Source organism: Methylobacterium komagatae (assembly GCF_042661665.1).
Taxonomy (GTDB): Bacteria; Pseudomonadota; Alphaproteobacteria; order Rhizobiales; family Beijerinckiaceae; genus Methylobacterium; species Methylobacterium komagatae.
In genome coordinates this window covers 5109476-5124237 of the sequence record NZ_JBHSWN010000001.1, presented here as the reverse complement: position 1 = coordinate 5124237, position 14762 = coordinate 5109476, and the positions used below count along the sequence as shown (strand labels likewise).

Below are 14762 nucleotides of genomic sequence, written 5' to 3'. Positions count from 1 at the left end.
TACGGCTCGATCGTCCCGTCCCGTCAGGGCTTACGCGGTCTTGTGGAAGTGGCGGTCAGGCGTCGAGCACCCAGGTGTCCTTCGTCCCCCCGCCCTGGCTCGAATTCACGACGAGGGATCCTTCCTTGAGGGCGACGCGAGTAAGGCCACCGGGGACGATGCGGATCTCATCCGCTCCGCAGAGCACGAAGGGCCGCAGATCCACGTGGCGCGGCGCGACGCCGGAGGCGACGAAGGTCGGGCAGGTGGACAGCGACAGCGTCGGCTGGGCGATGAAGCCGTCCGGCGCGTGGCGCAACTTCTTGGCGAAGTCGTCGATCTCGCGCTTGCTCGCATGGGGGCCGACGAGCATCCCGTAGCCGCCTGACCCGTTCACTTCCTTCACCACCAGCTCGGACAAGTTGTCCATCACGTAGGCAAACGCCTCCTTCTCGCGGCAGCGATAGGTCGGAACGTTGTGCAGGATCGGATCCTCGCCGGTGAAGAACTTCACGATCTCCGGCATGTAGCTGTAGACCGCCTTGTCGTCCGAGATGCCGGTGCCCACCGCATTGGCGAGAGTGACCGACCCGCGCTCGTAGGCGTTCATGATGCCCGGCACGCCGAGCACCGAATCCGGCCGGAAGACGAGCGGATCGAGGAAGTCGTCGTCCAGGCGCCGATAGATCACGTCGACCCGGCGCGGGCCTTCCGTGGTGCGCATGTAGACGACGTCATCCTTGGTGAAGAGGTCGGAAGCCTCCACCAGTTCGACGCCCAGCTTATCGGCCAGGAACGAATGCTCGTAAAAGGCCGAATTGTAGCGGCCGGGGGTGAGCAGAACAACGGTCGGGTCGCGCGTCGCCGAGGCGGGGGCGAGGCTGCGAAGGGTCGCGAGCAGGGAATCCGGGTAGTTCTCGACGGGGGCGACGCGGTGCTTGGAGAACAGGTCCGGGAAGAGCCGCAGCATCACCTCGCGGTTTTCCAGCATGTAGGACACGCCGGAGGGAATCCGGGCATTGTCCTCCAGCACGAAGAAGTCCTTCTCGCCGGTGCGGACGATGTCGATGCCCGCCACATGGACGTAGAGATCGTGCGGCACCCGGAAATTGCGCATCTCCATGCGGTAATGGGCATTCCGGTACACGAGGTCGGCGGGGATGATGCCGGCCTTGATGCATTCCTGGGCGCCGTAGACGTCCTTGAGGAACATGTTGAGCGCTGTGACGCGCTGCTTCAGCCCGCGCTCGAGGAAATCCCATTCCGGCCGGGTGATGACCCGCGGAATGATGTCGAACGGGATCAGACGTTCGGTAGACTCGGTGTCGCCGTAAACGGCGAAGGTGATGCCGATGCGCCGGAACAGCAGTTCGGCTTGGCTGCGGCGAGTGTTGAAATGGTCCGCCGGGGTCGAGTCGAGCCAAGTCTTCAGTCGTCCATAGGCCTCGCGAAGGGTGGCCGGATCGGCTGGGCCGCCAAGGCCGGTCATTTCATCGAAGGCTGTGGCAGCCATGCTTTGCTCCCTCCACACGCTCAAGCTCTCAAGGCAAGAGGCGCGCCATGGCCGATACGTAGCGGCCGAAGCCGCGCTTGCCAAAGGCCAGGGCTTTTAGAAGAGCTATAGGCCTTTCAGGCTCGCGTGACCGTTACGAGCCATGATCACGTGATCGTGCACCACGATGTTCAATGGCGCCAGGACGGAGACGATCTCCCGCGTCATCGACACGTCGGCCGCCGAAGGCCTGGGATCGCCCGAGGGGTGGTTGTGGGCGAGAATGATCGCCGTCGCGGAGAGTTCGAGCGCCCGGCGCGCCACCTCGCGGGGATAGGCGGGCGTATGATCGACGGTGCCACGCCCTTGCACCTCGTCGGCGATGAGGTGGTTGCGCTTATCCAGGAAGAGGATGCGAAATTCCTCGCGCGGGGCGAAGGCCATGGTGGCGCGCAGGTATTCGGTGAGGGCGGTCCATGAGGCGAGAACGTCGCGATCGCGGATCTCACCCCGGGCGAGCCGCCGCCCGGCAGCTTCCACGAGCTTGAGATCGGTGACGACGCTCGGCCCGATTCCGTCGATCTCCAACAGCCGCGCCCGTTCGGCGCCCAGCACCTCGGCGAGACTGCCGAAACGGCGAATCAGCGCCTTGGCCAGCGGCTTCACGTCCCGGCGAGGGATCGCCCGGAAGAGAAGCAACTCGAGCAATTCGTAATCGGGGAGGGCATCGCCCCCGCCTCGGTGAACTTGTCTCGAAGGCGATCCCGGTGGCCGAGGTAATGCGGTTCCTCGACAGGGACGGAGAGCGCGGGCGTTGCCGCACCCTCGCTGAAACCCGGGCCGCGCCGCGACGGCGAGCGTGCCACGCCCGCCTCAGGCCGCCGGGTTGACCGGCTGGTGCAGACCCTTGGGCGAGGCCGTAAAGATCTCGACCCCCGTCTCGGTGACGGCGACCGTGTGTTCGAACTGAGCGGATAGCGAGCGGTCGCGGGTGACGGCAGTCCAGCCATCGCCCAGCACCTTCACCGCTGGGCGGCCGAGATTGATCATCGGCTCGATGGTGAAGAACTGGCCGGGCTTCAGCGGCACATCGTAGCTCGCTTCCACATAGTGGAGGATCGTCGGCGCGTCGTGGTAGATCCGCCCGAGGCCGTGGCCGCAGAAATCGCGCACGACCGAGCAGCGCTCCGACTCGGCGAAGGATTGGATCGCACGGCCGATATCGTTGGTGGAACCACCGGGCTTCACCGCCGCGATGCCGCGCATCAACGCCTCGTAGGTGATCTCGCACAGGCGCTGCGCCTTGCGCGGCACCTCGCCGACATACGCCATGCGGCTCGAATCACCGTGCCATCCATCGAGGATCAGGCAGATGTCGAGATTGACGATGTCGCCTTCGCGCAGCGGCTTGTCGTTGGGGATGCCGTGGCACACGACGTGGTTGATCGAGGTGCAGATCGACTTCGGGTAGCCTCGGTAGAACAGGGACGCTGGATAGGCCCCGTTATCCATGGCGAATTCAAAGGCCAGCTTGTCCAAAGCATCCGTCGTCACGCCCGGCTGCGTCGCCTCCATCAAGAGGTCGAGCGCCTGTGCGGTCAGGTGCCCTGCGCGGCGCATCCCCGCAAAATCCTCCGGGCCGTGAATCGGCGGCTCCGGCGCCCGGCGCGCCTGGGCGCTCGCCTGTTCCTGCATCATGATCAGAGGTTTCTGGTAGGATCGTCGTACTGGCGGTGGTCTCTATGTACGGTGCGTCAGGCGGGAGGCCAAGCGCCATGGGCGTCGGGCGTTGCGCAAGCGGCATGTCCTGTCCGCGAGGCTCATGCATCGCCTCCCTTGCGCGGCTGGGGGGCGGGGCGGCATAAGCGCAGGCGGACAGGCCCCGTTGGCGGGGCAGGTGAGGGCCGGATGGCAGGCAAGTCGGTACCGCATTTCCACAACGAACCCGGCGTCCCGGCCATCTCGGTCGGCGCGAAGGAGTTCATGTGCATCGGCGCGCTGCCGCCGTTCGACCATCCGCACGTGTTCCTGGACATGGGCGCGGACAACGAGATCATCTGCCAGTACTGCTCGACGCTCTACCGTTACCAGCCGTCGCTGGGCGCCGGAGCGGCCGATCCGGCGGAGTGCGTCTGGCACGACGATTCGGCGAAGGCGGCTTAGGCGGCGCTCGCTGGCGGTGTCCTCAGGACCGCAACCACACTCCACGCCTCTCGAGATCGGGATCGTCGGCGCCGGTATAGGCGGCCTGACGGCTGCGCTCGCGCTCTCCGACGCGGGCCACGCCGTCACGCTGATCGAGCGCCGTACCGGGTTCAGCGAAGTCGGCGCGGGCATTCAGATCTCGCCCAATGCCAGCCGGGTGCTGGCGGGCCTCGGCCTGGCCACTGCGATGCGGCGCGCGGCAAGCGAACCGCCGGGTGTCGAGGTCCGCTCTCTGGAGAGTGGCCGCCGGATCGGCGGCGTTACTCTGGGCGCCGAGGCGCGCGAGCAATTTGGCGCGCCCTACTATGTGATTCACCGGGCCGACCTTCAGACCCTGCTGCTCGATGCGGTGCGGGCGAGGCCCGGCATCCGCCTGCTGATGGGCCGATCCGCCGATGAGGCGCATGAGGGCTCGGAGCGAGTGAGCCTCACGGCGGAGACCGGCACCGGCACACAGAAGCTCGACTTCGATCTGCTGATCGCGGCGGACGGGCTGCGCTCGGTCCTGCGCCGCCGTTTCGACGACGCACCGCTCCGGCCCGGCCGGGCGGCGGCATGGCGGGCGCTCGTTCCGCGTGAAGCCGTGCCGGAAACCTTGCAGGGCGAGGCGACCGGGCTTTGGCTCGGGCGCGGACGGCACGTGGTGCATTACCCGGTGCGCGGTGGAAGCCTTCTCAACGTCGTGGCCATCGTCCCCGAGGCGGTGGGCGAGAAGGGCTGGGGCCGCCTGGGCGAACCCGCCGTGCTGCGCGCCCATTTCCGCCGCTGCGCTGGACCCCTACGGGATCTGCTGAGCCTGCCGGATTCCTGGCTGGTGTGGTCGCTGGCCGACCGGCCCGCGCCGCATCCGATGGCGCGGGGGCGGATCGCGTTGCTGGGTGATGCGGGTCATCCGGTCCTGCCGTACCTCGCGCAGGGCGCAGCGCTGGCGATTGAGGACGCGGCGGTACTGACGAGTTGCCTCTCGCAGGCACCAAGCGTGCCGCAGGCCCTGGATGCCTATGCACAGGCGCGCGAAACCCGTGTCAGGCAGGTGCAGAAGGCGGCGCGGACCAACGGGCGCAGCTATCACGCGGGCGGGGTCGTCAGCCTCGTGCGCGATGCGGTGATGCGGCGACTCGGGCCAACAGGCATGCGCGAACGTTACGCCTGGGTCTACGGATGGACGCCACCCGCTTGATTGCGGCGAGCGCGGCGGCTACCGGTGCGGCTATGCGGACGTGGCGGAACCGGTAGACGCACGAGACTTAAAATCTTGCGGCCGAAAGGCCGTGCGGGTTCGAGTCCCGCCGTCCGCACCATCATTGTTCAGTTGAAGCGAGATTTCCGATCGCTCTGTGCGGTTTGCGCCGCTGCCAGGGCGCGGCCCACGGCCCACAGCAAAGTGTCGATCGCCTTGCGGAGGGGCGAGCTCTCGCGTTCGCCGAGCTCATCGATCTCCCGCCGCACCATGATCGCGAGACTGGCGATCCGATCCAAGGCGGCCTCACCCCGATCGGGCATCACGAAGATGGCGCGGTCCGACATCTGCCCGTTGAGCTTGCTGTCCGTGATGTCGATGACGATGCCCCGGCCCATCATCGCCCCGGTGCGCGGGTCGCGCTCGTAGCGCCCCCGTGCAAGCACCCACCGGACATCATCGGGAGTCGGATGGGTGCGATACTCGACCACGAACATCCCACCGGACAACCGCACATGGTTGAGCCGATCGAACAACATCTCGCGGTCTTCAAGGGAGACATTCCGGATGTAGTCCGCCAGAGGCAGCCCGTTCGCCGCATCCAACGGATCAACCCCGAACAAGGCTGCTAAGGTTGCGTCGCCGAAGGTGAGGTCACTCTGGAAGTCTGTCTCCCACACACCGACTTGCGATGCGCTCAAGGCATCGGGCACAAAGGCGAGAACCGGCTGGGATCTTGGTCGCGGCATGGATTGTGGTCATCACTGTCGGACAGGGATTATAAATACACGCAAGCCGAATGGTTCCAAACTAAAAATAACCTCTCACAAATATCCAAGGCACGCTGATCACATTTTCTCCAGCACGTGAGAGCAAGAACAAATGATCGCGCGATCGCCGAAAGACGGACCCTATCGAATACATTGTCCCGAGGAGACGACGCTTCAGCAGATTGCCGATGCGTTAGGCGTGTCAACTAACGCGTTTAACACAGGTTTAAAAACTCATCTCTTCTTTACGGACCCGGATGGGTCTGAATGGTTCCTTTTCCAGGAGCCGATATCGGCTGTCCGCGTCCGCCGGGTGCGCGCTCAAACCGTTGAGCAAGACGCGAGGGAACCACCCCCAAACGACACGACGATCGCTGAATTCTTTGCGAAGAACTGGAACGAGCCACAGGGACAGGCTCTGGCGGCCATCATCGAAAGCCTACTCAAAGCCCATCTCAGCCTGAGCGCCGAACGCCTATCCGACTGAACGGTCAGTGGATCGTGCCGCCCCCGGAATTGGGCAGGGGCTCGGCCACCAGTGCCTCCGTCAGGGGAAATTCCAGCACGAGATCCTGCGAGTCGTCTGAGACGAAGAGAACCGCCTTGAGCAGATCGGGATCGGCATCCGCGCCCTGAAGCAATTGCAGCGCAAGCACCTTGGCGGCTTCATAGGCCGCATCCGCATCGTCCAGTTCGCGGCCTTCGGGATCGACCACGACGTCGTCGCCGATATGCGTGTGGAAGAAGTAGCGTGGCATCGGCCCTCCGCGTCATGCCTTGTACAAGCATAACGCGGAGGGCTTGGTTCGTCTCATCCGGCTTGGGTGGGTAGCCTCACGCGGCGCGCACGGTCGCCACGAAGCGAGTCATCTCGGCCTGGAGCCGCTCGGCGTGACGCGACAGTTCGGAAGCGGCGTCGAGCACTTGAGATGCCGACAGACCCGTCTCCTCGGCCGCTCCCGCGACATGGGTGATGGTCGCCGTCACCTCGTCGGTGCCGGACGCCGCCTGAGTCACGTTGCGCACGATCTCCTGCGTCGCCGCACCCTGCTGCTCGACAGCCGCCGCGATGGCGGTCGCCACGCCGCTGATTTCGCGGATGCGCCCGCCGATCGTGTCGATGGCGCGCACGGCGTTGCCCGTCGAGGACTGGATGCGGGCGATCTGAGAGGTAATGTCCTGCGTCGCCCGCGCGGTCTGGCCAGCGAGCTCCTTCACCTCGGTGGCAACCACCGCGAAGCCTCGCCCCGCTTCTCCGGCGCGGGCGGCCTCGATGGTCGCATTCAGGGCGAGGAGATTCGTCTGTCCCGCGATGTTGGCGATCATCGTCGCCACGTCGCCGATGAGCGAAGCGGCTTCGTTCAGCTCCTTCACAGAGGCCGCGGTCTCGCTCGCCTCCTGCACCGCCTTGCGGGCCAGTTCCGCCGAGCCCGAGACCTGTCGGCCGATCTCCTGCACGGAGGAGCCCAATTCTTCCGCCGAGGCCGCGACGGTGGTCACGTTGGCGGCCGCTTCCTCGGCTGCGAGGGCGACCGTGGTCGATTGTTCGGCCGTCCGAGTGGCCGTGCCAGACATGGCCTGCGCCGTAGCCTGCAACTCGGTGGCCGAAGAGGAAACCAAGGCCGCGATGCCGCCGATAGCGGATTCAAACCCATCCGCCATCTGGCGCATGCCCGCCTTGCGCTGCTCCTCCGCCGAGAGGCGCGCGGCGCGCGTTTCCTCTTCGAGGTTCAGAGCATGGACGAGGTTGTCGCGGAACACCTGCACGGTGGCCGCCATGGCGCCGATCTCATCCTTTCGGCCCGCGCCCGGGATAGTCACTGCCGTATCACCGGCGGCGAGGCTCTCCATCGCGCCGGTCATGCGCTGGATCGGCCGCGCGATCCACAGGAAGCCGAAGATGGCCGCGAGGATCGATAAGAGCGTGACGAGACCGGCGGCGATCGTAACCGTGCGAACGGCCGCATCGGCATCCGCGATCGTGGCTGCGGCGGCCGCCTCCGCCTCCTGTTGATTCATCAAGACGTTGGACTTCAGCGCGTCGGAGGCTCCGCTCGCCAGCTTGAGAAGGTCCGGGCCCAGAAGGGTCGCCAAAGCCTCGTCCTTCTGGCCCGCCGCGACCTGATCGATGACCTTCTGCTGCTTGGTGAGGTAGCTCTTCCAGAGCGTCGAGAACTTTTCGTAGAGCGCCCGCTCCGCCTCCGAGTTCGGCAAGGCCTCGTAGTCCCGGCGCAGCTTGTCGATGGCGTTGCTCACACCATCGAGCGTCGTGCGATTCTCCGCGAGGGCCTGCGGCGTGTCGGAGGAAAGGACCAGCCTGTACAGCTTGACCCGGTGGTCCCGCGTCGCCGTGTTGATCTGGTTGACGACATTGACGGCTGGGAGCTGCACCCTGCCAATCGCGGCGACACTCTGCTGGAGTTCGAGCAGGTTACGAACCGCAACGACACCCTGCCCAGCTGCGACGATTGCCGCGAAGCCGAACATGCCGGCGAGGGCGGACTTGATGGAAACTTTCATGTGAGCCCAGCCGAGTCTCTCAAAGCTGGCAGCATGCATAAAAGTACAAAATGAAATTTGACTAAATTGCGCTCAAACGAGCCAAGCCCATCGATAGGAATTATGCATCCGGTCCCGCGACGGCTCACACGCCGTCGCGGGGTGGAAGGACTTTAGTTACCAAGCGTCGTAGCCATAGGGCCGGTCGCAATGGCGCTCGCGGTGGGAGCCATATCCGTAGCCGTAACCGGCAGAACGGTACCCGTAATCCGGACCGGCATCGTACCGGCGGACAACGCGTTCGCTGCGATAGACCGGGCCGTCATAGACCTCGTAGGTGCGGACGCGGCGCGGCGGCGCATAATCGTAGGCGGGCTGGCGGTAGCCGTAACCGTATCCATAGGCAGGCTCGGCCTGGGCGTTGGAGACGGCCGCGCCGAGGAGGGCACCGGCCGCGAGGCCGCCGATCACCCCGGCGGCGATGGCGCCGCCGTCGCGGGCCTGCGCCTGCGGCGCGCCGAGGGTCCCGACCATGACCAGGGTAGCGGCGGCCAGGGTAGCAATCGTCTTCATGGCCTATCCCTCTCGCATCGTGTCGGCCGGGCTGTTCCGGCCATGGAGAGGAGAATGAAGGAGGGCGCCTGCACCGGCCCTGAAGTCGATTGGCAGCTATTGTTCAGCTTGGGAGAGCGCGAAAGTGTCCGCCTTACGGCTTCGCCGCGCCGTCGCGATGGTCGGGATGGCGAAGGCCGCCAGTAGCCCAGCGGCGGCGACGAGCAGACCGGTGCCGATGAGCCGGAACACGACCACGCCAACGATGCCGCCACCGAGAAAGGCCGCGACGGTCACGAGATTCAGCCGGAGTCGCGCCCGGTCGATATTGGGGTTGCGCTCCATCAGGTTGGCGAGGCCGATACCGATATCCGTGACCGTGCCGGTGACATGGGTGGTCCGCACCCGCGCATTGGTGATCTGCGTGACGGTGGCGTTCTGGAGTCCGAGCAGGAAGCTGAGGCCGAGGGCGAGCACCGCGCCGCGTGCCTCTTCCGGGAGGAATGGCGCGAGGATGCCGAGCAGCGTCAGCATCAGCGCCTCGGTGAGCACACCGTAGGCATAGACCCCCGGCAGGTGGCGCGTCCGCCCGGCATCGATCAGCAAAGTCGCCGCCATCGCCCCGGCGACGAAGGCGACGACGATCAACAATCCGAACAGCGCCATCCGCAGCTCGCCAAGGCCGAGGTGATCGGCCAGCGACGAGACGTTGCCGGTCATGTTCGAGGAGAAGGTGCCGAAGGCATAGAAACCGGCGACGTTGAGCGCCCCCGCGATGGCGGCGAACGCGCGCGCCAGCCGCTCATCGACCCGATACGTCCTCTCGGTGCCTTCACGAACAAGCATGGGAACGGCAGTCGTCTAAAAACGGGAAGCCATCATAGACGCCAAAGCCTTAACCGCTACAAACCGACCGCGCCGCCATCGGAGCGCGGATCGTGCGACGCCTCGATACGGCCGTCTCTCGGATGGCGCACCAGCATGCCGGCATGGCCGAGCGTGTCGCTGTAGGGCATGCCCACGGATTCGATTTCATGGCCCATGCGCTCCAAAGCGGCGATGCAGGCCGGATCGAACCGATCCTCCACCTTCACGCTGAGCGACGGCGCACCCCAGGTCCGGCCGTAGAGCAGGCGCGGCGCGTCGATCGCGTCGGCCACGGACATCCCGTAATCGGCGTAGCGCGCGAAGATCTGTGCCTGGAATTGCGGCTGCCCGTCGCCCCCCATCGAGCCGTAGGCCATCACGCGGCCATCGTCGAAATGGGCCAAAGCGGGGATCAGCGTGTGGAACGGGCGCCGCCCCGGCTCCAGCGGATTCACCGAGGCCGGATCGAGGGAGAACGACACGCCGCGGTTCAGCCATGCGAGGCCAGTCTTCGGCAGCACCGTGCCCGAGCCGTACTCCCAGTAGACCGACTGGATGTAGGAGACCGCGAGGCCATCCTTGTCGATGGCGCCCATCCATACCGTGTCGCCGGTATGCGAGACGACCGGGATCGAGGCGGCGCGGCCGCTATCGATCCGCGCCGCCTCGGCGGCGAGACGGGCGGCGTCGAGGAAGGTTGCCGGGTCGTGGCGCAGGCGCGAGAAATCCGTCACCACCCGGTCGCGAATGGCGAAGGCGCGCTTCGTTGCCTCGATCAGCCCATGATAGTGGGCAGCCGTCTCACCCTCCTTGATCCCCAAACGGTCGAACAGGCCGAGGATGATGAGCGCCGCCAGCCCCTGAGTCGGCGGCGGGAAGTTGTAGAGCGTCGCGTCCCGGCGGCGCAGGATGAGCGGCGCCCGCTCAGCGGCGCGATAATCGTTCAGGTCGGCCCGGGTCACGGGCGCGCCGAGGCGTTCGAGATCGGCGCCGATCTCGCGGCCGACGTCGCCGCGGTAGAAATCGTCGAGCCCGGCATGGGCCAGTTGCTCGAGGGTCGCGGCCAAAGCCGGAAGGCGGCGAGTCTCGCCGGCCGGAAAAGGCTTTCCGTCCTTCAGGAAGGTCGCGGCGAAGTTCGGGGCCTCGTGGAGCGTGTCGCCAGCCTGGGGCTTGTAGCGGGCCTCGCTCGCGGATACCTGCACGCCGTTGCGGGCCTGGGCGGTGGCGTCGGCGAGCAGCGTCTCGAGCGGCAGGCGCCCGCCCAAAGCCTTCGACAATTGCAGCGCCAGATCCCAGCCGCCTACCGCGCCCGCGACCGTGACCATCGCCTCCGGACCGCGGGGCGGAATGGCGTCGTAACCCTTTTCCCGGTAGCGGGCGATCGTCGCACCCCGGCCCGCCGGGCCGCAGGCCTCGATGCCGCGTACCCGGCCACCGCGCTCGCGCACCAGCCAGAAGCCGTCTCCGCCGAGGCCGTTCATGTGCGGGTAGACCACGGCGATGGAGGCCGCCATGGCGACCATCGCCTCGATGGCGTTGCCGCCCTGAGCGAGGACGGTCTGCCCCGCCTGAGCCGCGAGGCTATGCGGGGCGGCGACGGAGGCTGACGAGAAGATCGGTGTCTCGGGCATGGCGTGTCCGGCTGGCTCTGATGCCGAATAGGCGAGCGACCCGGCCAAAGCAAAGCCCATACCCGCCGTCGTACGACGCTTTCCGCCCTATGTCGGGGATATGCTCATCTTCGAATGGACCGTGGCGGTGCTGCTCGGCGCGGTCGTCCTGACCGGGCTCGCGCGCCGTCTCGGTGCTCCTTACCCGGCTTTCCTGGCCATCGGCGGCATCTGCCTCGCCTTCGTCCCCGGCGTGCCGAACCTGCAACTGGATCCGGAACTCGCCCTCGCCCTGTTCCTCGCGCCGGTCCTGCTCGATGCGGGCTTCGGTGCGTCGCTGCGCGATCTGCGGGCGAGTTGGCAGCCGGTGCTCGGGCTCGCGGTCGGCGCCGTGGTGGTGACGAGCCTCGCCGTGGCGGTGGTCGCGACGATCGTGGTGCCGGACATGCCGCTCGCGGCCTGTATCGCGCTCGGTGCCATCGTCGCCCCGCCCGATGCCGTGGCGGCGCTGGCCGTGCTGCGGCATGCGCCCATGCCCCACCGGCTCGCGACCATCCTGCGCGGCGAAAGCCTGCTCAACGACGCGGCCTCCCTGCTGCTCTACCGTCTTGCCGTCAGCGCCGCGATGACGGGCTCCATGGCCGTCTCAGAAGTCGCCCCCGGCTTCCTGCTCGGCGTCGTGGCGAGCGTCATCGTGGGGCCGCTGCTCGGCCTCGTCTTCGTGGCTGTGCGCAAGCGCGTCGATGACCCGCCCACCGCCATCGTGCTGCAATTCGTCGCCGCCTTCGGCCTCTGGCTCGCCGCGGAGAAGATCGAGCTGTCAGGCGTCCTCGTCGTCGTCACCTTCGCGATGATGGTGGCGCGGCGCGCCCCGGGCGTCACCGCGCCGAGAGCGCGGATCGTCTCCTACGCCGTATGGGACACGGCGGTTTTCGTGCTCAACGTGCTCGCCTTCGTGCTGATCGGCATCCAGATCGACCCGATTCTGGAACGGCTGAATGGCGCCGACCAATGGCAGGCGATCCTGCTGGCGATCGGCGTTTTCCTCACCGTTACGGTGGTCCGCATCGCCTGGGTGCTGCCGACAAGCGGGCTCCGTGGGTTCGGGCTCGGCCCGGATGGCGACCGGGCGCGGCTCGGAGCAGGTGTCGCGGTCGCCTGGGCGGGCATGCGCGGCATCGTTACAGTCGCGACGGCCCTCGCCCTGCCGGGAAACTTCCCGCACCGCGACCTCGTGGTGTTCACGGCCTTCGCCACCGTGCTCGGGACGCTCGTCCTGCAAGGACTGACCCTCAGCCCGCTCCTCAAAGTCCTGCAGTTGCCCGATGACGATCCCGTCGGGCGCGAAGTCGGCCGTGCGCGCGCGGCTGCCTATGGCGCAGCGCTCGAAACCCTCGAATCCTTCGAGGATTGCGCGGCCACTGACGCGCTTCGGGCGGAATTCCGCGCGGCTCTCGCCGAAGCCGAAGCGCACGAGGAAGGGCTCGCCCCGGAGAGCCTTCCCGCCGATGCATCGCGCCTCAACGCGGTGCTCGCCGCCCGCGACAAGGTGATGGAGATGCGCCGGAAGGGCGAAATCGGCGACGACGCCTATTTCCTGTTGGAGGAAGAGTTCGACTGGGCCGAACTCAGCGCGACGCCGAGAACGAAGCTCTAGCTCGCCTTGCGCGTGGCGATGCGCGTCTCGATGGCATCCCACACGGCCACGGCGAGGTTGGGGCCGCCGAGGCGCTCGATGGCGCGAATGCCGGTGGGGGAGGTGACATTGATCTCGGTGAGGTGACCGTCGATCACGTCGATACCGACGAGGATCAGCCCCCTGCGGGCCAGCTCCGGACCGATCGTCGCGCAGATCTCGCGCTCACGCTCGGTAAGTTCGGAGGCCGAGGCGGCACCGCCGCGCACCATGTTCGAGCGGATGTCGTTCGCCGCAGGCACCCGGTTCACCGCGCCCATGGGAACGCCGTCGACGAGGATGATGCGCTTGTCGCCCTCGGTCACCCGGTCGAGGTAACGCTGCGTCACCCACGCTTCCTTGAAGGTCGTGGCGAACAGGTCGAACATCGAACCGAAATTCGGGTCCTTCTCGGTGACCTTGAACACCGCCGCGCCGCCATGGCCGTGCAGGGGCTTCATCGCCACCGTGCCGTGTTCCAGGCGAAACGCCTCGATCTCCGCGCGGTCACGGCTGATCAGGGTCGGGGGCATCAGTTCAGGGAAGTCGAGGACGAACAGCTTTTCAGGAGCGTTGCGGACCTCGGACGGATCGTTCACGACCAGCGTCTTCGGGTGGATCCGCTCCAGCATGTGCGTCGCCGTGACATAGGCCATGTCGAACGGCGGATCCTGGCGCATCAGCACCACGTCGCATTCGGAAAGGTCGATCCGCTCCGGGGGTGCCAGGGTGAAGTGATCGCCCTGCACGTCCTGAACGGTCAGAGCCTCGACCCGCGCCGTCACCCGCCGACCCTGCATCGAGAGCCGGTCGGGTGTGTAGTGGACGAGCCGATGCCCCCGGCGCTGTGCTTCGAGCAGCAGCGCGAAGGTCGTGTCACCCGCGATCCGGATGTTCTGGATCGGATCCATCTGGACCGCGACGGTCAGGCTCATGGCGGCTCTTCCGGCGCTCGTTACGCGCGCATCAGTTGTTCGGCATCGACTTGCTGCCCGTCCGCCGGTCGTAATCACCGATGGCCGCGCGGCACTTGGCCGAGAGGCGGGCGCGGTTGCGGGTCATGCAGCGGTCGGCCTCGGGGCTGTTCGGATCGACGCCGATGCAGAGGCGGAAATAATCGTCCGCGCAGCCGAGTTGAAGACCCTGGTCCTCTCTCTGCGCGTAGGCTGGACCCGCCGTCAGCGCCAGGAACGTGAGCGCGGCGAGCGCAGCGGCACGCGGCAAACGAAGGGAATGGTCCGGAACCAGTCGCATCCAGCCTTGTCCTTAAACACCGGTTTGAGGGGCGGAAGACCGCCCGCGTTGCGTCGGCATATCGGGCCAGCCGGGCGGTAGGCAAGCACCCCCCGAGGCCACTTGTGTCGCGCGTTGCAGAAATGCGGCGGCTTGGGGCAGGCTTGAAAAAGGCCCCGCCCGCATTCGGGCAGGGCCAGTCACAGGGAGGAAACGCCCGCCATGGGCCCCCTCTCCAAGCAAACCCCGCGCCACTTGAGTTGCACCGCGCGATGGACCTCTCAAGCTTCTGTTAACCATCCCGTGATGATCTCATCGCGAAGCACAAGACCAGAATTCGGACCCACTCTTAGACGACGCCCTTGCCGACGCCCTTTGCCGGGCCTGGGCAACCCGCCCGGATCGCCGACAGGAGCCCAACCATGAACCGCCACCGAAAAATCGAGCGAAGCAGCACCCCGGATACCGTTCAGACGCCGTCCGAAGGCGTAGTGATCCCGTTCCCCGGCCTGACGCAGCGTCCAGCCCGGCCCGCACCCGATTCCAGCGAGGCGCGCGGTCAGATCCTCCTGTTCCTCGGCGTCCGGTACGAGCGCCGCGCGTCTTAAGCGCGACGAGCCCGCCCCCTTCGCCCGCGCGAACGTCCAGACCGAATGACGCGTCCGGCGCGGCCGGCGGATGCGAACGCATGCCCGCAGCC

The 14762-nt window shown here is 66.7% G+C and carries 15 protein-coding genes, 1 tRNA gene and 1 pseudogene; 6 read left to right on the top strand and 11 right to left on the bottom strand.

Annotated elements, in window-relative coordinates; all coding sequences use genetic code 11:
- Positions 1 to 55 precede the first annotated feature (55 nt).
- The 3 genes and pseudogenes from ACFQE0_RS25205 to map form a co-directional block, all read right to left on the bottom strand.
- Complete coding sequence (locus ACFQE0_RS25205; RefSeq protein WP_378974557.1) at positions 56 to 1492, bottom strand: circularly permuted type 2 ATP-grasp protein; 1437 nt, start codon at positions 1490 to 1492, stop codon at positions 56 to 58.
- 105 nt (positions 1493 to 1597) lie between these two features.
- Positions 1598 to 2337, bottom strand: a pseudogene (gene radC, locus ACFQE0_RS25200) (RadC family protein).
- Positions 2338 to 2344: 7 nt separating this feature from the next.
- Positions 2345 to 3169, bottom strand: a complete 825-nt coding sequence (gene map / locus ACFQE0_RS25195) for a type I methionyl aminopeptidase (protein WP_378974554.1) — start codon at positions 3167 to 3169, stop codon at positions 2345 to 2347.
- 210 nt (positions 3170 to 3379) lie between these two features.
- On the opposite strand from map, the gene ACFQE0_RS25190 reads away from it, so the two are divergent.
- The 3 genes from ACFQE0_RS25190 (at position 3380) to ACFQE0_RS25180 (ending at position 4977) form a co-directional block, all read left to right on the top strand.
- Positions 3380 to 3634, top strand: coding sequence for a zinc-finger domain-containing protein (locus tag ACFQE0_RS25190; RefSeq protein ID WP_378974552.1), 255 nt, complete (start codon positions 3380 to 3382; stop codon positions 3632 to 3634).
- A 16-nt stretch (positions 3635 to 3650) separates the two neighbouring features.
- Complete coding sequence (locus ACFQE0_RS25185; RefSeq protein WP_378974550.1) at positions 3651 to 4856, top strand: FAD-dependent monooxygenase; 1206 nt, start codon at positions 3651 to 3653, stop codon at positions 4854 to 4856.
- Positions 4857 to 4890: 34 nt separating this feature from the next.
- Positions 4891 to 4977, top strand: a tRNA-Leu gene (locus ACFQE0_RS25180).
- A 7-nt stretch (positions 4978 to 4984) separates the two neighbouring features.
- On the opposite strand, the gene ACFQE0_RS25175 is transcribed toward ACFQE0_RS25180, so the two are convergent.
- Complete coding sequence (locus ACFQE0_RS25175) at positions 4985 to 5569, bottom strand: PAS domain-containing protein (protein ID WP_378974548.1); 585 nt, start codon at positions 5567 to 5569, stop codon at positions 4985 to 4987.
- Between the two features lie 169 nt (positions 5570 to 5738).
- On the opposite strand from ACFQE0_RS25175, the gene ACFQE0_RS25170 reads away from it, so the two are divergent.
- The gene (locus tag ACFQE0_RS25170; RefSeq protein ID WP_378974545.1) at positions 5739 to 6113 is read left to right on the top strand and encodes a hypothetical protein; all 375 of its coding nucleotides are present in this window, start codon (positions 5739 to 5741) and stop codon (positions 6111 to 6113) included.
- Positions 6114 to 6117: 4 nt separating this feature from the next.
- On the opposite strand, the gene ACFQE0_RS25165 is transcribed toward ACFQE0_RS25170, so the two are convergent.
- The 5 genes from ACFQE0_RS25165 to ACFQE0_RS25145 all read right to left on the bottom strand — a co-directional run bounded on the left by ACFQE0_RS25165 (position 6118) and on the right by ACFQE0_RS25145 (position 11175).
- Entirely contained in the window at positions 6118 to 6384 is a 267-nt protein-coding gene (locus ACFQE0_RS25165) for a DUF6894 family protein (protein ID WP_378974543.1), read from the bottom strand.
- Positions 6385 to 6460: 76 nt separating this feature from the next.
- Positions 6461 to 8146 (bottom strand): methyl-accepting chemotaxis protein, encoded by a 1686-nt coding sequence (locus ACFQE0_RS25160; protein ID WP_378974540.1) that lies wholly within the window; start codon positions 8144 to 8146, stop codon positions 6461 to 6463.
- 156 nt (positions 8147 to 8302) lie between these two features.
- A complete protein-coding gene (locus ACFQE0_RS25155; protein ID WP_378974538.1) occupies positions 8303 to 8698 on the bottom strand; it encodes a hypothetical protein in 396 nt (131 codons plus the stop codon).
- A gap of 96 nt (positions 8699 to 8794) precedes the next feature.
- Positions 8795 to 9523 carry a YoaK family protein gene (locus tag ACFQE0_RS25150; protein ID WP_378974535.1) on the bottom strand — a complete coding sequence of 243 codons (729 nt, stop codon included), beginning with the start codon at positions 9521 to 9523 and terminating at the stop codon, positions 8795 to 8797.
- Positions 9524 to 9579: 56 nt separating this feature from the next.
- Positions 9580 to 11175: a gamma-glutamyltransferase family protein gene (locus ACFQE0_RS25145; protein ID WP_378974532.1), complete on the bottom strand. Its 1596-nt coding sequence runs from the start codon at positions 11173 to 11175 to the stop codon at positions 9580 to 9582.
- 100 nt (positions 11176 to 11275) lie between these two features.
- On the opposite strand from ACFQE0_RS25145, the gene ACFQE0_RS25140 reads away from it, so the two are divergent.
- On the top strand, positions 11276 to 12811 hold the full coding sequence (locus ACFQE0_RS25140; RefSeq protein ID WP_378974531.1) for a cation:proton antiporter: 1536 nt from the start codon (positions 11276 to 11278) through the stop codon (positions 12809 to 12811).
- Here ACFQE0_RS25140 and gshB read toward each other — a convergent pair.
- Both gshB and ACFQE0_RS25130 read right to left on the bottom strand, forming a co-directional pair.
- The gene (gshB, locus tag ACFQE0_RS25135) at positions 12808 to 13764 is read right to left on the bottom strand and encodes a glutathione synthase (protein WP_378974528.1); all 957 of its coding nucleotides are present in this window, start codon (positions 13762 to 13764) and stop codon (positions 12808 to 12810) included. The two genes, ACFQE0_RS25140 and gshB, sit on opposite strands and share 4 nt — an antisense overlap.
- A 31-nt stretch (positions 13765 to 13795) precedes the next feature.
- Positions 13796 to 14083, bottom strand: coding sequence for a hypothetical protein (locus ACFQE0_RS25130; protein WP_378974525.1), 288 nt, complete (start codon positions 14081 to 14083; stop codon positions 13796 to 13798).
- A 401-nt stretch (positions 14084 to 14484) separates the two neighbouring features.
- Between ACFQE0_RS25130 and ACFQE0_RS25125 the strand changes: the two genes are divergently transcribed.
- Positions 14485 to 14670 (top strand): hypothetical protein, encoded by a 186-nt coding sequence (locus ACFQE0_RS25125; protein WP_378974523.1) that lies wholly within the window; start codon positions 14485 to 14487, stop codon positions 14668 to 14670.
- Positions 14671 to 14762: the final 92 nt, after the last annotated feature.